The 14,625-nt window shown below is 70.6% G+C and carries 15 protein-coding genes; 14 read left to right on the top strand and 1 reads right to left on the bottom strand.

The features are described 5' to 3' along the window. Nucleotides 1-27: 27 nt before the first annotated feature. Nucleotides 28-609, bottom strand: coding sequence for an inorganic diphosphatase (locus tag BOSE125_RS13740; protein WP_159553393.1), 582 nt, complete (start codon nt 607-609; stop codon nt 28-30). Between the two features lie 120 nt (nt 610-729). Between BOSE125_RS13740 and dacB the strand changes: the two genes are divergently transcribed. The 14 genes from dacB (at nt 730) to BOSE125_RS13670 (ending at nt 14,606) form a co-directional block, all read left to right on the top strand. After that, a complete protein-coding gene (dacB, locus tag BOSE125_RS13735) occupies nt 730-2,400 on the top strand; it encodes a D-alanyl-D-alanine carboxypeptidase/D-alanyl-D-alanine-endopeptidase (RefSeq protein WP_159553391.1) in 1,671 nt (556 codons plus the stop codon). 85 nt (nt 2,401-2,485) lie between these two features. Then, the gene (locus tag BOSE125_RS13730; RefSeq protein WP_159553389.1) at nt 2,486-2,971 is read left to right on the top strand and encodes a DNA-binding protein; all 486 of its coding nucleotides are present in this window, start codon (nt 2,486-2,488) and stop codon (nt 2,969-2,971) included. 23 nt (nt 2,972-2,994) lie between these two features. Next, nucleotides 2,995-4,167, top strand: a complete 1,173-nt coding sequence (locus BOSE125_RS13725; protein WP_159553387.1) for a zinc-dependent metalloprotease — start codon at nt 2,995-2,997, stop codon at nt 4,165-4,167. Beyond that, nucleotides 4,137-5,375: a tRNA lysidine(34) synthetase TilS gene (gene tilS, locus BOSE125_RS13720; RefSeq protein WP_236558020.1), complete on the top strand. Its 1,239-nt coding sequence runs from the start codon at nt 4,137-4,139 to the stop codon at nt 5,373-5,375. The genes BOSE125_RS13725 and tilS overlap by 31 nt, the downstream gene beginning before the upstream one ends. A gap of 36 nt (nt 5,376-5,411) precedes the next feature. Beyond that, nucleotides 5,412-5,963: a hypoxanthine phosphoribosyltransferase gene (gene hpt / locus BOSE125_RS13715; RefSeq protein WP_159553385.1), complete on the top strand. Its 552-nt coding sequence runs from the start codon at nt 5,412-5,414 to the stop codon at nt 5,961-5,963. Between the two features lie 207 nt (nt 5,964-6,170). Continuing rightward, nucleotides 6,171-8,336, top strand: a complete 2,166-nt coding sequence (ftsH, locus tag BOSE125_RS13710; protein ID WP_159553383.1) for an ATP-dependent zinc metalloprotease FtsH — start codon at nt 6,171-6,173, stop codon at nt 8,334-8,336. Nucleotides 8,337-8,437: 101 nt separating this feature from the next. Further along, complete coding sequence (gene folE / locus BOSE125_RS13705) at nt 8,438-9,049, top strand: GTP cyclohydrolase I FolE (protein WP_371300794.1); 612 nt, start codon at nt 8,438-8,440, stop codon at nt 9,047-9,049. A gap of 85 nt (nt 9,050-9,134) precedes the next feature. Then, nucleotides 9,135-10,073, top strand: coding sequence for a dihydropteroate synthase (folP, locus tag BOSE125_RS13700; protein ID WP_159553381.1), 939 nt, complete (start codon nt 9,135-9,137; stop codon nt 10,071-10,073). Between the two features lie 3 nt (nt 10,074-10,076). Next, a complete protein-coding gene (gene folB / locus BOSE125_RS13695; RefSeq protein WP_159553379.1) occupies nt 10,077-10,466 on the top strand; it encodes a dihydroneopterin aldolase in 390 nt (129 codons plus the stop codon). Next, nucleotides 10,463-11,041 (top strand): 2-amino-4-hydroxy-6-hydroxymethyldihydropteridine diphosphokinase, encoded by a 579-nt coding sequence (gene folK, locus BOSE125_RS13690; RefSeq protein WP_159553377.1) that lies wholly within the window; start codon nt 10,463-10,465, stop codon nt 11,039-11,041. The genes folB and folK overlap by 4 nt, the downstream gene beginning before the upstream one ends. Then, nucleotides 11,038-11,589, top strand: a complete 552-nt coding sequence (locus tag BOSE125_RS13685; protein ID WP_159553375.1) for a DUF3180 domain-containing protein — start codon at nt 11,038-11,040, stop codon at nt 11,587-11,589. The genes folK and BOSE125_RS13685 overlap by 4 nt, the downstream gene beginning before the upstream one ends. After that, the gene (locus BOSE125_RS13680) at nt 11,567-12,091 is read left to right on the top strand and encodes a PH domain-containing protein (RefSeq protein WP_159553373.1); all 525 of its coding nucleotides are present in this window, start codon (nt 11,567-11,569) and stop codon (nt 12,089-12,091) included. The genes BOSE125_RS13685 and BOSE125_RS13680 overlap by 23 nt, the downstream gene beginning before the upstream one ends. Then, a complete protein-coding gene (locus BOSE125_RS13675; protein ID WP_159553371.1) occupies nt 12,088-13,701 on the top strand; it encodes a PH domain-containing protein in 1,614 nt (537 codons plus the stop codon). The genes BOSE125_RS13680 and BOSE125_RS13675 overlap by 4 nt, the downstream gene beginning before the upstream one ends. Next, complete coding sequence (locus BOSE125_RS13670; RefSeq protein WP_159553369.1) at nt 13,698-14,606, top strand: Rossmann-like and DUF2520 domain-containing protein; 909 nt, start codon at nt 13,698-13,700, stop codon at nt 14,604-14,606. The genes BOSE125_RS13675 and BOSE125_RS13670 overlap by 4 nt, the downstream gene beginning before the upstream one ends. Nucleotides 14,607-14,625: the final 19 nt, after the last annotated feature.

The following is a 14,625-nucleotide window of genomic DNA, read 5'->3' as shown; positions in this document are numbered from 1 at the left end:
TCGACGTGAGTCAGGACAGTGAGGTGATCAGGACTCGCGGCCCTGAGGGGCGTTCGCCGAGACGACGGGATCCTCTTCCGCGGTCTCGACGTCGCGGCCCTGCGGCTCGTCCTCCGGGGTCTCCTCGCCATGGGCGGCGAAGCGCTTGACCGAGGCGGCGAGTTCAGCCTCGGCGGCCTCGCGACCCTGCCAGCCCTCGGCCTTGACCCACTTGCCGGGCTCCAGGTCCTTGTAGCGGGTGAAGAAGTGCTCGATCTCCTTCTTCAGCCACTCGTCGATGTCCTCGAGCTCCTGGATGTGGTCGAAGCGCTTGTCCTCCGGAACGCACAGCAGCTTGGCGTCGCCCCCGCCGTCGTCGGTCATGTTGAACACGCCGATGGGGCGGGCCCCCACGATCACGCCGGGGACCAGGTCGAAGCCGGGCAGGAACACCATGGCGTCCAGCGGGTCGCCGTCTTCTCCCAGCGTGTCCTCGAAGTACCCGTAGTGCGTGGGGTACTGCATGGACGTGAAGAGGATGCGGTCCAGGCGCAGGCGACCGGACTCGTGATCGAACTCGTACTTGACGCGGGATCCGGCCGGGATCTCGATGGTGACGTCATGGCTCATGGACGGTGCTCCTTGGCGCTGCTTCTTCGGTGGGCTTCGGTGGTCACCGCGCCGGATGGCGCTGCCAGGCGCGGCGTCTAGAATCAAGGGTATCCCGCGCCCCACCAGGAAAGCCCCACCGTGACCGAACGCCCCGCCCCGCGACGGCCTGCCCGCGCGGGCAGACCGGCCTCCTTGACGGCGCGGACGGCCGCAGCGGCGCGAGCAGCGCTGGGGGTTGCGGCGGCCACGCTGCTGGCCGGTTGTACTGTGATCCCGGTCCCGGCGTCCTCCGGCACGGCAACCGGTGCGTCCTCCAGCAGCGGAACCAGCGTCACCACCGCCACCAGCACGACGCAGGCCGGCTCCTCCCAGCCCGGCCAACCTTCCAGCGCAGCCCCGTCTCCCACTGCCGCGGAGCCTTCCAGCACCGCCGAACCACTGGCGGCGGCGTCCGCCGCAGCCACCCTGACCGAGTTCCTGGACTTCCCGGACCTGACGCCGCTGTTGGTTCCGAGCCCGGACCCGGAGGTCTTGGAACCGGTGCTGGACGAGGCGCTGACGGTGCAGGACGGCTCCGTCTCCGCCGCGGTCCGGGACGGACTGACCGGGGAACTGCTGTACGACCAGGGGGCGGACACCGCCGTGGTGCCGGCCTCGGCCGTCAAGATCCTGACCGCGGTGGCCGCCTTGGAGGTCCTCGGACCGGAGCACCGCTACACCACCGCGGCCGTCGGCATGCCCGCGGGACCGGAGGGCACCGCCGTCGTGCTGGAGGCCGGGGGAGACGTAATGCTGGGGACCGGGGCGAACGCCGACGAGGCGAACGGCCGGGCCGGACTCGGAACGCTGGCCCTCCGGACGGCCGAGGCGCTCCAGGCGCAGGGCACCACGGGCACGGTGTCGGTCCAGCTCGATGACTCCGGCTATGAGGGCCCCTCGGCCTCGCCGGACTGGAGCAGCGACATCGTGTCCTCCGGCAACGCCTCCGCGGTGCAGCCGATGGCCACCTACGGCGGCCGGGCCGTGCCCAGTAGGGACACCGATCGCCTCCACGACCCGGCGCTGTATGCCGCCGAGGTGTTCCGGGACCAGCTGGCCGCGCACGCGCAGACCCTCGGACTGGACATCACCCTCGCCGCGGAGACGAGCCGGGTTCCGGCCGAAACGGCCGCGGCTGAGCCGACGTCGACCGAGTCGGCATCGGCGGAACCGATCTCACCGGGTTTGACGTCACCGGCGCCGGCTTCACCGGGCATCGAACTGGCGAGCGTACAGTCCGCGCCGCTGGCCGAGCAGATGGCCTACATGCTCCAGACCTCGGACAATCAGGTCGCCGAGGCCACCGGGCGCAACCTGGCGCTCGCCGCCGGCGCCCCGGGCAGTTTCGCCGGCGCCGCGCAGACCATCAAGGAGACCCTCGCGGATCTCGAGGTGGACACCACGGGGATGGCCCTGGTGGATGCGTCCGGCCTGTCCGGCAAGAACCTGGTGTCCGCCGCCCAACTGACCGCCGCCATGCAGGTCGCGACGACGGCCCCGGACCTGGAGGCGGCCGTCACCGGCCTGCCCGTGGCCGGGGAGCAGGGCACGCTGGAGCAGCGCATGGTCGGGACCGATGCCGCGGGCAACGTGCAGGCGAAGACGGGCACGCTCAGCTCCGTCGCCTCACTGACCGGCACGGTCCAGACCGAGGACGGCCGGACGCTGTTGTTCAGCTTCGTCGCCAACAATCAGCCGGGCGTGCTGACCAACGCCCGTTTCGCCGTGGACCGCGGGGCCGTCGCGCTGGCCGGGTGCGGCTGCCGCTAGGGTCGGTGCGCCGTTTCACTGGGGAGTTCCTCCGGGATCCCGCCAGCACCTTTGCCTTCGCAAACGATCGGCTAGGATGAATCCCATGCCCTCGCCGGACACCGATCAGCGTCTCGCCCAGCAGCAGGCCATCTACGGGATCTCCCTGTCCGAGCGCTTCGGCGTCATCATGGCCGCCTACGGACTCAGCCAGCGCTCCCTGGCCCGCGTCCTGGGACTCTCCGCACCCATGCTGTCCCAGCTGATCAACGCGCAGCGCATCAAGATCGGCAATCCAGCCGTCTATGAACGCCTGGTCATGCTGGAGGAGCGCCAGGACGAGACTGACCTGACCCGGGTGCTGTCCGAGGTGGAGGCCTCGGAGCCGGTGCTCAGCACCCACGCCTCCCGGGCCCGGCAGGCCCGCCTCCTGACGCCCGACGCCGGCGCCCTCTCGGATGCCGATCTCGCCGTCCCCCTGGGCGGGCTGGCCACCGGCGAGCAGCTCCGTGCCACGGCACAGGCCGCCCGTGCCACCGGTGCCGCCGCCCTCGCCGACGTCCTCGATCGGGCGGCCGCCCTGCGCGGCTGACCGCCATGTGATGGGATGGGTCCATGGAATCCGTCTCCAGTCAGACCATCCCGTCCCCGGTGAATTGGGACCTGGCGGCCGCCACCGCGGCCCGCCTGTGTGCCGCCGGGCCGCGGTTCACCCGTCACCAGGCAGAGCGTGAGGCCAACGGCCTGCGCCAGGCCGCCGAGGTGTCCGTGGACCACGTCCACCGGATCACCCGGCTGGACGCCGCTAAGGACCTGCGCGATTCCGAGGTGCTCGTGGTGGACCGTCCCACCTGGACGCAGGCCAATGTCCAGGCCTTCTCCACCCTGCTGGGGCCGGCCTTCGAGCACGTCCAGTCGATCCGCCCGGACGAGTATGCCCGCGCCACCGCCGGACTCGGCACCGTCGCCACCGCCATGGAGGCCGGCGCCGTCCTGGCGTTCCTCTCCTCGAAGGTCCTCGGCCAGTACGAGCCGTTCTGTGCCCTGCCGGGGCCGGGCGGGACCTCCGCCGGGCCCGAGGGCGGCCGCCTGCTGCTGGTGGCACCCAACATCGCCGAGGTCAGGGTGGAGCTCAACGTGGACCCGGAGGACTTCCGGCTCTGGGTCTGCCTGCATGAGCAGACCCACCGCGTGCAGTTCGCCGCCGCCCCGTGGCTGCGTGAATACCTGCAGTCCCACATCACGGCCCTGGTCTCCGGCATGTTCGAGAAGGCCGACACCCTGCCTGAACGCCTCTCCGCCCGTGTCCGCGCCCTGCTGCAGGGACCCGAGGCTGACCCGGCCTCGGTGGAGCGGGGCCAGGGCTCTGCCGAGCTCGGCACGGACGAGCACCCCGCCTCCATGGGTCTCCTCGAGCTGATCCAGGACCCCGAGGACAAGAAACGGCTCGCCCACCTCAACGCCGTGATGTCCCTCCTGGAGGGGCACGCCAACGTGGTGATGGATGCCATCGACTCCTCGGTGGTCCCCACCGTCAAGACCATCCGCCAGCGCTTCGACCACCGCGGCGCCACCCGCTCCTCCCTGGACCGCTGGATCCGCCGCTTCATGGGCATGGACGCCAAGATGCGCCAGTACCGGGAGGGCCAGCGCTTCGTGAAGCACGTGGTCCGGGAGCTCGGCATGGACGGCTTCAACGTGGTGTGGGAGGCGGCCGAGAACCTGCCCGGCGAGCAGGAGATCCAGCACCCGGAACAGTGGATCCAGCGCATCCGGGAGACGGGCTGAGCCCGGTACCGGACGGTCCGGCATCAGCCGGCCCGGACCCCCGCACGACGCCGGCCGGTCCTGAGGCCTGGCCACCCGCCTCCCGCTGGCCGGAGGTCCTCCACCGCGCCGTGCACGCGGTCGCCGCGGCCACCCCGGGCCGCCGGATGCCGCTGGTCGGCCTCTCCGGCGGCGCGGACTCCCTCGCGCTCGCCGTGGCCACCGCGGAGGCGGTCCGCACCCGGGCCAACCCGGCGCTGGCCGGTGGTGCCGGTGCCGTGGTCGTGGATCACGGTCTCCACGAGGACTCCGCCGCCGTGGCAGACCGCGCCGCCGCCATCGCACGGAGACTGGGACTCGATCCGGTGGTGGTCGAGCGCGTCCAGGTCACCACCACCGGTGACGGACCCGAGGCCGAGGCCCGCCGGGCCCGTTACACGGCGCTCGAGGCCGCTGCCCAGCGCCTGGACTCCGGCGCCGTGCTGCTGGCGCACACCCGCGATGACCAGGCCGAACAGGTCCTGTTGGGTCTCGCCCGCGGATCCGGGACACGGTCGCTCGCGGGGATCCGCCGTCGTCGGGGGCTGATCCTGCGTCCGCTGCTGGACCTGACGCGGCAGGAGACGGAGGCCATCTGCCGCTGGGCCGGTGTGCGCTGGTGGCAGGACCCGGCCAACGCGGACCCGGCCTATCTGCGCTCGCGGCTCCGCACCCGTGTGCTGCCCGCGCTCGAGGATCCGGACGAGGGTCTGGGCCCCGGCCTGTCCGCGGCCCTGGCGCGCAGTGCGGACATCGCGGCCGAGGACGCCGATGCACTCGAGCAGTGGGCCTCCCGTGAGTACAGCCGACTCGTGGGGCACAGGTCCGGCGAGCACACCTCCGGCACCGGCAGCCGTCCCGACATCACGGCCGACCGGGGCGCGCACGTGTTCCTGCCGCTGGAGGAACTGGCGGCGCTGACGGACGCGATCCGGTACCGGGTCATCGGCACCGCCGTCGTCGCGGCGGGCGGTGAGCGGCCCAGCCGCGAACGCGTGCTGGCCGTGGACCGGCTGATCGCCGGCCGGGCCGGCGGGGGGACCTCGGCCGGGCCGGTCCAGTTGCCGGGCGGCGTGGTCTCCCGCCGTCGTCGTACCGGCGGGTATGCAACACTGGACTTCGACGCCGGCGAGGTCCTGGAGTCCGCGGACCCCCCAGATTCCCCAGATCCCCCGGCGCCTTCCCGGTAGCGCAAACCACAGAAACCCGCAGCAGGAGCAGCCCGCATGGAAGCACAGGACGTGCACGGCGACCTGGATCATGTGCTCATGACCACAGAGCAGATCCAGGACACCATCAAGGATCTGGCAGCCCAGATCGACCGCGACTACGAGGGCAAGGACGTCCTCCTGGTGGCGGTGCTCAAGGGGGCGGTGATGGTCATGGCCGACCTCTCCCGCGCACTGCACTCGCACGTCACCCTCGACTTCATGGCCGTCTCCTCCTACGGCTCGGGGACCCAGTCCTCCGGCGTGGTGCGGATCCTCAAGGACCTGGACGCCGACCTCATGGGTCGCCACGTGCTCATCGTCGAGGACATCATCGACTCCGGCCTGACCCTGTCCTGGCTCAAGACCAACCTCGAGTCCCGCGGCCCCGCCTCGGTCGAGATCTGCGCCTTCCTGCGCAAGCCGGACGCCATGAAGGTCGAGATCGACGTCAAGTACGTCGGCCAGGACATCCCCAACGAGTTCGTGGTCGGCTACGGCCTGGACTTCGACGAGAAGTACCGCAACCTGGACTTCATCGGGACCCTCGCCCCGCACGTCTACTCCTGACGCCGTCCGCCGCGGGCGCCGGCAGCCATTCCACCGCCCGCGAACGGCGGACTCCCAGACCCCGGCCGTAGACTAACCCCCGGTACCGTGGACGGGTACGGCTGTGCCCTGTGCCAGTGACCCCGCTCCGCAACGGGGCTGACGGCACGTAGCCGTACCTGATGGGCGCGCCGTGCTCATCGAAGTAGGTCAAGGTCAGGAGAGTTGTTGAAAGCCAAGAAGGTCTTCAAGGGCCCGATCATCTGGATCGTTTTGGCCGCCGTGTTCCTGATGCTGATCATCCCCGCGCTGACGCAGGGGTCCTCCGCCCGGGTGGACACCAACGTGGGACTGGTCCTGCTCGAGGAGGACAAGGCCGCCCAGGCCAAGATCCAGGACGGTGAGCAGCGCGTCGACCTGACCCTGCGCGAGTCCTATTCCCAGGACGGCCGTGACCTCGGCACAGATGTCTACTTCTACTACTCGACGGCCCGCGCGGACAACGTGGTCGAGGCCATTGACGCCTCCGGTCTGGACGGCTTCACGGATGAGCCGGTGCAGAACAACTGGCTGCTGTCCATGCTGGGCTTCATCATCCCCTTCCTGCTCATCGGCCTGGTCTTCTGGTTCTTGATGTCCCGCATGCAGGGCGGCGGCGGCAAGGTCATGCAGTTCGGCAAGTCGAAGGCGAAGCTGATCTCCAAGGACATGCCGCAGGTGACCTTCGTGGACGTGGCCGGCGCCGAGGAGGCCGTGGAGGAACTCCACGAGATCAAGGAATTCCTCGCCGAGCCTGCCAAGTTCCAGGCCGTCGGCGCCAAGATCCCCAAGGGCGTGCTGCTGTACGGCCCTCCCGGTACCGGCAAGACCCTGCTCGCCAAGGCCGTGGCTGGCGAGGCCGGCGTGCCGTTCTACTCGATCTCGGGCTCCGACTTCGTGGAGATGTTCGTCGGCGTCGGCGCCTCCCGCGTGCGTGACCTGTTCGAGCAGGCCAAGAACAACTCCCCGGCCATCATCTTCGTGGACGAGATCGACGCCGTCGGCCGCCACCGCGGTGCCGGCGTGGGTGGCGGCAACGACGAACGCGAACAGACCCTGAACCAGCTGCTCGTGGAGATGGACGGCTTCGACGCCACCACCAACGTCATCCTGATTGCGGCCACCAACCGGCCCGATGTCCTGGACCCCGCCCTGTTGCGCCCTGGCCGCTTCGACCGGCAGATCCCCGTGGAGGCCCCGGACATGGAGGGCCGCCACCAGATCCTCTCCGTGCATGCACAGGGAAAGCCCATGGCCCCCGGCACGGACCTGCGTTCGCTGGCCAAGCGCACCCCCGGCTTCACCGGTGCAGACCTGGCCAACGTGCTCAACGAGGCCGCCCTGCTCACCGCCCGCTCCAACGCGCAGCTGATTGACGACCGCGCCCTGGACGAGGCCGTCGACCGGGTCATGGCCGGACCACAGAAGCGCTCGCGCCTGATGAAGGAGCACGAGCGCAAGGTCACCGCCTATCACGAGGGTGGCCACGCACTGGTGGCGGCCGGTCTGCGCAACTCAGCGCCCGTCACCAAGATCACGATCCTGCCGCGCGGACGCGCCCTCGGTTACACGATGGTGGTCCCGGAGGAGGACAAGTACTCCGTCACCCGCAACGAGCTCCTCGACCAGCTCGCCTACGCCATGGGCGGCCGCGTGGCCGAGGAGATCATCTTCCACGATCCGTCCACCGGAGCCTCGAACGACATCTCCAAGGCCACGGACACGGCCCGCAAGATGGTCCTCGAGTACGGCATGAGTGAGCGCGTGGGTGCCGTGAAGCTCGGTTCCGCCAGCGGCGAGCCCTTCATGGGCCGGGACATGAGCAGCGGCCGTGAGTACTCCGAGCAGGTCGCCGGCATGGTGGACGCCGAGGTGCGTCAGCTCTTGGACCAGGCCCATGACGAGGCGTACTGGATCATCAACGAGAACCGGGAGATCCTGGACCGGCTCGCCTATGAGCTGCTGGCCAAGGAGACCCTCAACCAGGCCCAGATCGCCGAGATCTTCTCTGAGATCCGCCAGCGCGAGCCCCGCACCGTATGGCTCTCCAGTGAGGACCGGCCGGTCTCCGACCAGCCGCCCATCCTGTCCCCCGCCGAGCGCCGTGCCCTGGAGGAGAAGGCCGCGTCGAACGGCCAGGGGCGCGACGCCGGCCGCGGGGATTCCGACGGCCATGGCGGTCACTCCGATCCGGAGCAGGAGCCTCCCGTGGACCCCGAATCCTCCTCGGATTCGCTGAACCCCACGGTGGATCCCACCCCCGGCAGTCAATTGCCCGGGGAGCCCGACGGAGGGACCGGCCGGCCCGGGGGACCCGCCGGTCCCACGGACCTGCCGCGTGCCGACCAGACCTGACCGGTCCGCCACCTGCCACCGCCCGGTGGCACGGCCACCGCGCCGGTTCACCCACCGATAGGATCGGAATCGTGGAGCAGACACAGAACACCCTGAGGGACGTGGACGTGGACGTGGACGTGGACGACGAGGCTGAGCTGGCCCCAGCCGGTGTGGACCGTCCGCGCATCGAGGCCGCCGTGCGCGAGATCCTCGAGGCAATCGGCGAGGATCCGGACCGGGAGGGTCTCCAGGACACCCCGAAGCGCGTGGCCAAGGCGTACGACGAGTTCTTCGCCGGCCTGAAGCAGGACCCCGGTGAGATCCTGGGCACCACCTTCGACATCGCGCATGAGGAACTCGTGCTGGTGAAGGACATCCCGTTCTACTCCACGTGCGAACACCACCTAGTGCCCTTCCACGGCACAGCCCACATCGGCTACATCCCCTCCCCGGAGGGGCTGGTCACCGGGCTGAGCAAGCTGGCCCGGCTGGTGGAGGTCTTCGCCCGGCGTCCCCAGGTGCAGGAGCGGCTGACCACGCAGATCGTGGAGGCTCTCATGACACACCTGAGTCCCCGCGGAGCCATCGTGGTGATCGAGGCCGAGCACATGTGCATGTCCATGCGCGGGGTCCGCAAGCCCGGCGCCAAGACCGTGACCTCGGCCGTCCGGGGCCAGCTTCGCGACTCCTCCACCCGTTCCGAGGCGATGAGCCTGATCCTGCACGGCTGAGCGCGGCGCCACCGCGCCACCGCCTGCATCTCTGACCTGCCGCGCGCCACCGGCGCCACCGGCCACCGCGATGAAAGGACCACCGATGGACTCGATGGCAGCACAGACCGGAACCGGGCCCAACACGGGCCCCCTCTCGGTGGTCCGCAAGGTTCGCCGCCGCACTCTCCGCGACCTGCCCACGGACCGCACGCTGATCATGGGCGTCGTGAACGTCACCCACAACTCCTTCTCGGACGGCGGGCAGTACCTCGCCGCGGATGCCGCCATCGAGCAGGGGCTGCGACTGCACTACGCCGGTGCGGACATCATCGACGTGGGCGGGGAGTCCACTCGTCCCGGGGCGGAGGCAATCGACCCGGTCACGGAACAGAACCGCATCCTGCCCGTCATCGAGGCCCTCGTGAAGGCCGGCGCTGTGGTCTCCGTGGACACCATGCACGCCGTCACCGCGGAGGCCGCCCTCAAGATCGGTGACGTCATCATCAACGACGTCTCCGGGCTGAACTACGAACCCGAGATGCCCGAGCTGATCGCCCGCACGGGGGCGACGTACATCCTCATGCACAACCGCGGTGACTCCAAGACCATGGACTCCCTCGCGGACTACGGGGACGTGGTCGAGGACGTCGCCCGGGAGCTGACCGGGCTGAAGGACGCGTTCCTGGCGGCCGGGGTGCAGCCCGAGCAGCTTATCCTGGACCCGGGACTGGGCTTCGCTAAGGCCGGCGCGCAGAACTGGGAACTGCTGAAGGGCCTGGACCGCCTGCAGTCCCTCGGCTTCCCGGTCCTCGTGGCCGCCTCCCGCAAGCGCTTCCTCGGCACCCTGCTGGCCAATGAGGCCGGCGCCGAGCCGGCGCCCGCGGACCGCGACCACGCCACCGCAGCCGTGTCCGCCCTGTCCGCCCTGCACCGGGTGTGGGGAGTGCGGGTCCACGAGATCGAGCCCAGCCTCCACGCGGTCAAGGCCGCCCGGGCCTGGCTGGACCCGGAGGCCACCAGCGCCCGCCGTCGGAGGGCCTGAGCCGTGGTCGAGAGCACCGCCGGGCACCCGGCCGACCGCATCACCCTCACCGGGCTGACCGCCCGCGGATTCCACGGTGTCTTCGCCGAGGAGAAGAGGGACGGCCAGGACTTCACCACCGACGTGGTGGTGCACCTGGACGCGGCACCGGCCGCCGCCGGCGACGACCTGGCCCGCACCGTCAACTACGCCCAGGTCGCCGAGACGGTGCTCGGCGTGGTCACGGGGGAGTCCCTCGACCTCATCGAGACCGTCGCGGACCGCATCGCCCGCGCCCTCCTCGCCGGACAGCCCGTGGCCACCGCGGTCGAGGTGACCGTGCACAAACCGCACGCCCCCATCGAGGCGGACTTCGCCGACGTCGCGGTCACGGTCTTCCGGAGCCGGACGTGACCTCGCCCGCCTCGCCCGCCGACGAGACCGGGCATCACGGGCCGGACCTCGACCGTGTCCCGTCCGCCCCGGTCCCGGCGGTGCTGGCACTCGGGGCGAACCTGGGAGAGGCCGCCGCGACCCTCAAGGACGCGGTCCGCCAGCTCGCCGAGACCCCGGGGATCGAGCTGACCGGGGTGTCCCCGGTCGCGGCGACCCAGCCGGTCGGCGGGCCTCCGGGCCAACCCGACTACCTGAACCTCGTGCTGACCCTCATGACGAACCTGTCCCCGCGCGGCCTGCTCGCGGCCGGCCAGGCGATCGAGCACACGCACCATCGCACCCGCGAGGTGCGCTGGGGTCCCCGCACCCTGGACATCGACGTGATCACCTACGCGGACCTGGCCTCGGACGATCCGGAGCTCACCCTTCCCCACCCGCGCGCCCACCTCCGCGCGTTCGTGCTCACCCCGTGGTCGTGGGTGGACCCCGAGGCCACGCTCGGCGGTGCGCGCGTCGCGGACCTGGCCGCACAGGCGGACGACGCCGGCTCGGTGCGGCGGCTGCCCATCGACACCGGAAGGCCTGCCTCATGAGCGGCATCCGCCCCCTGTGGCTGCTGCTGATCCTGCTCGTCTCCGGCGGTCTGGGCTGGGTGGCCGCACTGCTGACGGCCGAGGCGGGCGTGGTCGCGCCGGTGCTGGTGCGCTCCTCCACGATCACCCTCGGATCCGTCGCCTTGCTGGTGCTGGTGCTCGGTATCCGCGTCCAGCGGGACAAGAAGCGCCCGCCCGCAGCCCGGATGAACCCGCTCGTGGCCACTCGGACCCTGGCCCTGGCACAGGCCGGCGCCTACGCCGGATCGCTCATCGCCGGCTGGCACGGGGGAGTCCTTGTCCACCTGACCTCGGCCACCGGCTTCGGCACCCCCACCGTGAACGATGCGCTGTTGATGGTGGTCGGGGGGCTGGTTCTGGTTATCGTGGGGTACATCGTGGAGCAATTCTGCCGGATACCCCCTGAAGACGGGGCGGACGGCACCACAGACGCGAACGGCCGCAACGGCGAGGGGCACCGGGGACAGACCGGGCCCGCCTACGGCGCGGAGGGGGAAGGCGGATATGCCCGGACGAACAAATCATGATGTGGCCGGCCTGGAGCAGGTGGAGTGGACCCCGGTGTCCCCGAAGCTGGTCCCGGCCCATCTCATCTCCACTGGCCTCACCACGCTGATCATCACGGCGGTCCTGGCCGTCCCGCTGGTCCTCATGCTGGTGGACGTCTGGCCCGCCTATCCGGCCTGGCTGGCCTGGGGGCTGCCGGGAATCGTGCTGGTGTGGGGCCTCGTGGACCTGGTCCTCGTCCCACGCCGTGTGCGTGCCATGGGCTACGCCGAGCGTGAGGACGACTTCGTGTTCAAATCCGGGCTCTGGTTCCGCCGCGTGCTGGCCGTCCCCTATGGCCGCCTCCAGTACCTCGACATCAAGGAGGGGCCCGTGCAGCGGCGTTTCGGCATCCGCTCCCTGGAACTGCAGACCGCGTCCGCGGCCACCAACGCCACCATCGAGGGCATCCCGGCCGAGGACAGTGAACGGCTCCGCGACCAGCTCATGGCTCGCGGACAGGCACGACTGGCCGGACTGTGACGGCGCCGCAGGAGCAGCCCCCCGGCGCGGGCCGTCCGGAAGCCGCCGACGGCGAATGGCACCGCGTGCATCCCATCAGCCCGTGGGTGCGTGGCTGGGTGATCCTCGTCGCCATGCTGTTCTTCGCCACCCAGTCGTTCGGCGAGGACATGGTCCGGGCGCTGGTCGGCCAGGGCGAGTTCCAGGCCGCCGAGGGCCTGTGGATCACCCTGGCGATCTACGGCGGGGTGTTCGTGGTCATGGTGATCATCTACTACTTCTCCTGGCGTTTCACGAAGTACCAGCTCGCCGAGGAACAGGTCCTGCTGGACACCGGCGTGATCTTCCGTCAGCACCGGCGTGTGCGCTATGACCGCGTCCAGGCCGTGGACATCCGCCAGCCGCTGGTGGCGCGCATCTTCGGGCTCGCGGAACTGAAGTTCGAGGCCGCGGACGGCGGCAGTACGGCCATGCAGCTGGCCTTCATCAAGGAAGGCGAGGCCCGCATCCTCCGCGCCGAGATCATGGGCCGTGCCGCGGGCATCCGTGCCGGGGCGGCCCCCGAGGAGGTCGCGCGGCAGGGTGCCGTGGCGGCCACTGCGGAATCGGGCGAGGAGTTGAGCGAGGGCCCGCGCCCGGCCGCAGCCCCGACGTCGTCCCTTCCGGAGGCGCCCGAGCACGTCATGCTCAAGGTCCCCGCTGGCCGGATGATCGGTTCGGTGCTGTTGTCCACGGCGATGATCGTGATGGTCTCGATCATCGTCCTCCTGGTCCTGGGTGCCTGGATCCTGGACATGACCATCCCACAGGACGGCGAGGACAGCTGGTGGCTGATCCTGCTGTTCGTCCTGCTGCCCTTCGTGTTCTCCCTGATCGGCGTCGCGTGGGGCGGTTTCAACAAGGGCTACAACTTCACGGTCGCCACGTCTCCGGACGGGCTGCGCCTGCGGTACGGCCTGCTCGAGACCTCGCAGCAGACCGTGCCGCCAGGCCGTGTCCAGGCGGTGCGCATCAGCCAGGGCCTGCTGTGGCGGGCCTTCGGCTGGTACAAGATGAGCGTCAACGTGGCAGGTTATGGGGCCGTGACGGAGGGCAGCGGCGCCGACAAGTCGACGGTGCTGCCCGTCGGGACCATCGAGGACGTCATGCGCGTGCTCTCCGTGGTGGCGCCGGACCCGGGCGTGGAGGACGCGCCGGAGGTCATCCGTGAAGGCATCACCGGCAGCGGCGACGGGCAGGGCTTCACGCACTCCCCGAGGCGCGTGTGGTGGCTGGACCCGCTGACCTGGAAGCGCAACGCGTACCGGTCCACGGACACCATGGTCCTGCTGCGCTCGGGCAGGCTCGAGCGTTACCTGGTGCTCATGCCGCACGAGCGGATCCAGTCCATCGGCCTGCACCAGGGTCCCCTCGAGCGCCGCCTGCGCGTGGCCACCCTGCGGTTCCACTCCACCGCTGGCCCGGTGGTGCCGGTGCTGCCGCATGCTGATGTGGACGTTGCCGTCCGACTGTTCAACGAGGAGGCAGACATCGCCGCCGTCTCCCGCCGCATGCGGGACCGCAACCAGTGGATGCGCCAGGATGAACTGGACCGCTTCGAGCAGCGCACGCAGCAGGTGATCGAGCAGTGAGCACCCAGCCCTGGGCCGCCGAGCCGCAGAACCGGCCGGGCCGGCTGGGCGTCGGCGTCATCGGAGCCGGCAAGGTCGGTGCCGTGCTCGGGGCCGCCCTGCGCAACGCCGGCCACGCAGTCACGGGCGTGCATGCCGTCTCCGAGGCCTCCCGCAGCCGGGCGGAGTCCCTGCTGCCCGAGGTGCCGGTGCTCGAGATCCCCGAGATCCTGCGCCGCTCCGAGATGGTCCTGCTCGCCGTTCCCGACGATGTGCTGCCGGCGTTGGTCTCCGGACTCGCCGAGGCCGGTCACTTCCAGACCGGCCACCTCGTGGTCCACACTTCCGGGGCCCACGGAGTGTCCGTGCTGGACCCGGTGAGGGCCTCCGGGGCGATCCCGCTGGCGATCCATCCCGCCATGTCCTTCACGGGACTGACCCTGGACCTGGCCCGGCTGCAGGACTGCATGTTCGGCGTCACCGCCGACCCGATCGTGCTGCCGGTGGCACAGGCGCTCGTGGTGGAGATGGGCGGGGAGCCGGCCGTCATCGCCGAGGCAGACCGCGGGACCTACCACGCGGCCCTGGCGCACGCCTCGAACCACCTCGTCACCCTGACCGCGCAGGCCACGCAGGTCCTGGCCTCGATCGGGGTGGAGCAGACCGACCGGATGCTCTCCCCGCTGCTGAACGCCTCCCTCGAGAACGCCCTCGCCAACGGGGACGGGGCCCTCACCGGGCCAGTGGCCCGCGGTGACGTGGGCACGGTGCGCCGGCACCTGCAGGTGCTTGCCGCCGAGGGGATCCCGGCTGACGTCGGGCAGGCCTACCGGGCCATGGCCACGGCGACCGCACAGCGCGCCCTGGCCCGGGGCGCGCTGTCCGAGGCGAGCGTGGCAGAACTCCTGGACCTGTTGGAGCAGTGAGCCTCGCGGGTCACGGGCA

The sequence above is a fragment of the Citricoccus sp. K5 genome, from assembly GCF_902506195.1.
In the GTDB taxonomy this organism is placed as follows: domain Bacteria; phylum Actinomycetota; class Actinomycetes; order Actinomycetales; family Micrococcaceae; genus Citricoccus.
The sequence above is the reverse complement of the archived record's forward strand: the minus strand, read 5'-3'. Positions and strand labels throughout refer to the sequence as shown.

Excerpts from the sequence above, each read along its gene's own strand:
- BOSE125_RS13740 (WP_159553393.1), bottom strand. The coding sequence starts at position 609 with ATGAGCCATGACGTCACCATCGAGATCCCGGCCGGATCCCGCGTCAAG.
- BOSE125_RS13725 (WP_159553387.1), top strand. The coding sequence starts at position 2,995 with ATGGAATCCGTCTCCAGTCAGACCATCCCGTCCCCGGTGAATTGGGAC.
- folP (WP_159553381.1), top strand. The coding sequence starts at position 9,135 with ATGGACTCGATGGCAGCACAGACCGGAACCGGGCCCAACACGGGCCCC.
- BOSE125_RS13685 (WP_159553375.1), top strand. The coding sequence starts at position 11,038 with ATGAGCGGCATCCGCCCCCTGTGGCTGCTGCTGATCCTGCTCGTCTCC.
- BOSE125_RS13680 (WP_159553373.1), top strand. The coding sequence starts at position 11,567 with ATGCCCGGACGAACAAATCATGATGTGGCCGGCCTGGAGCAGGTGGAG.
- BOSE125_RS13730 (WP_159553389.1), top strand. The coding sequence starts at position 2,486 with ATGCCCTCGCCGGACACCGATCAGCGTCTCGCCCAGCAGCAGGCCATC.
- hpt (WP_159553385.1), top strand. The coding sequence starts at position 5,412 with ATGGAAGCACAGGACGTGCACGGCGACCTGGATCATGTGCTCATGACC.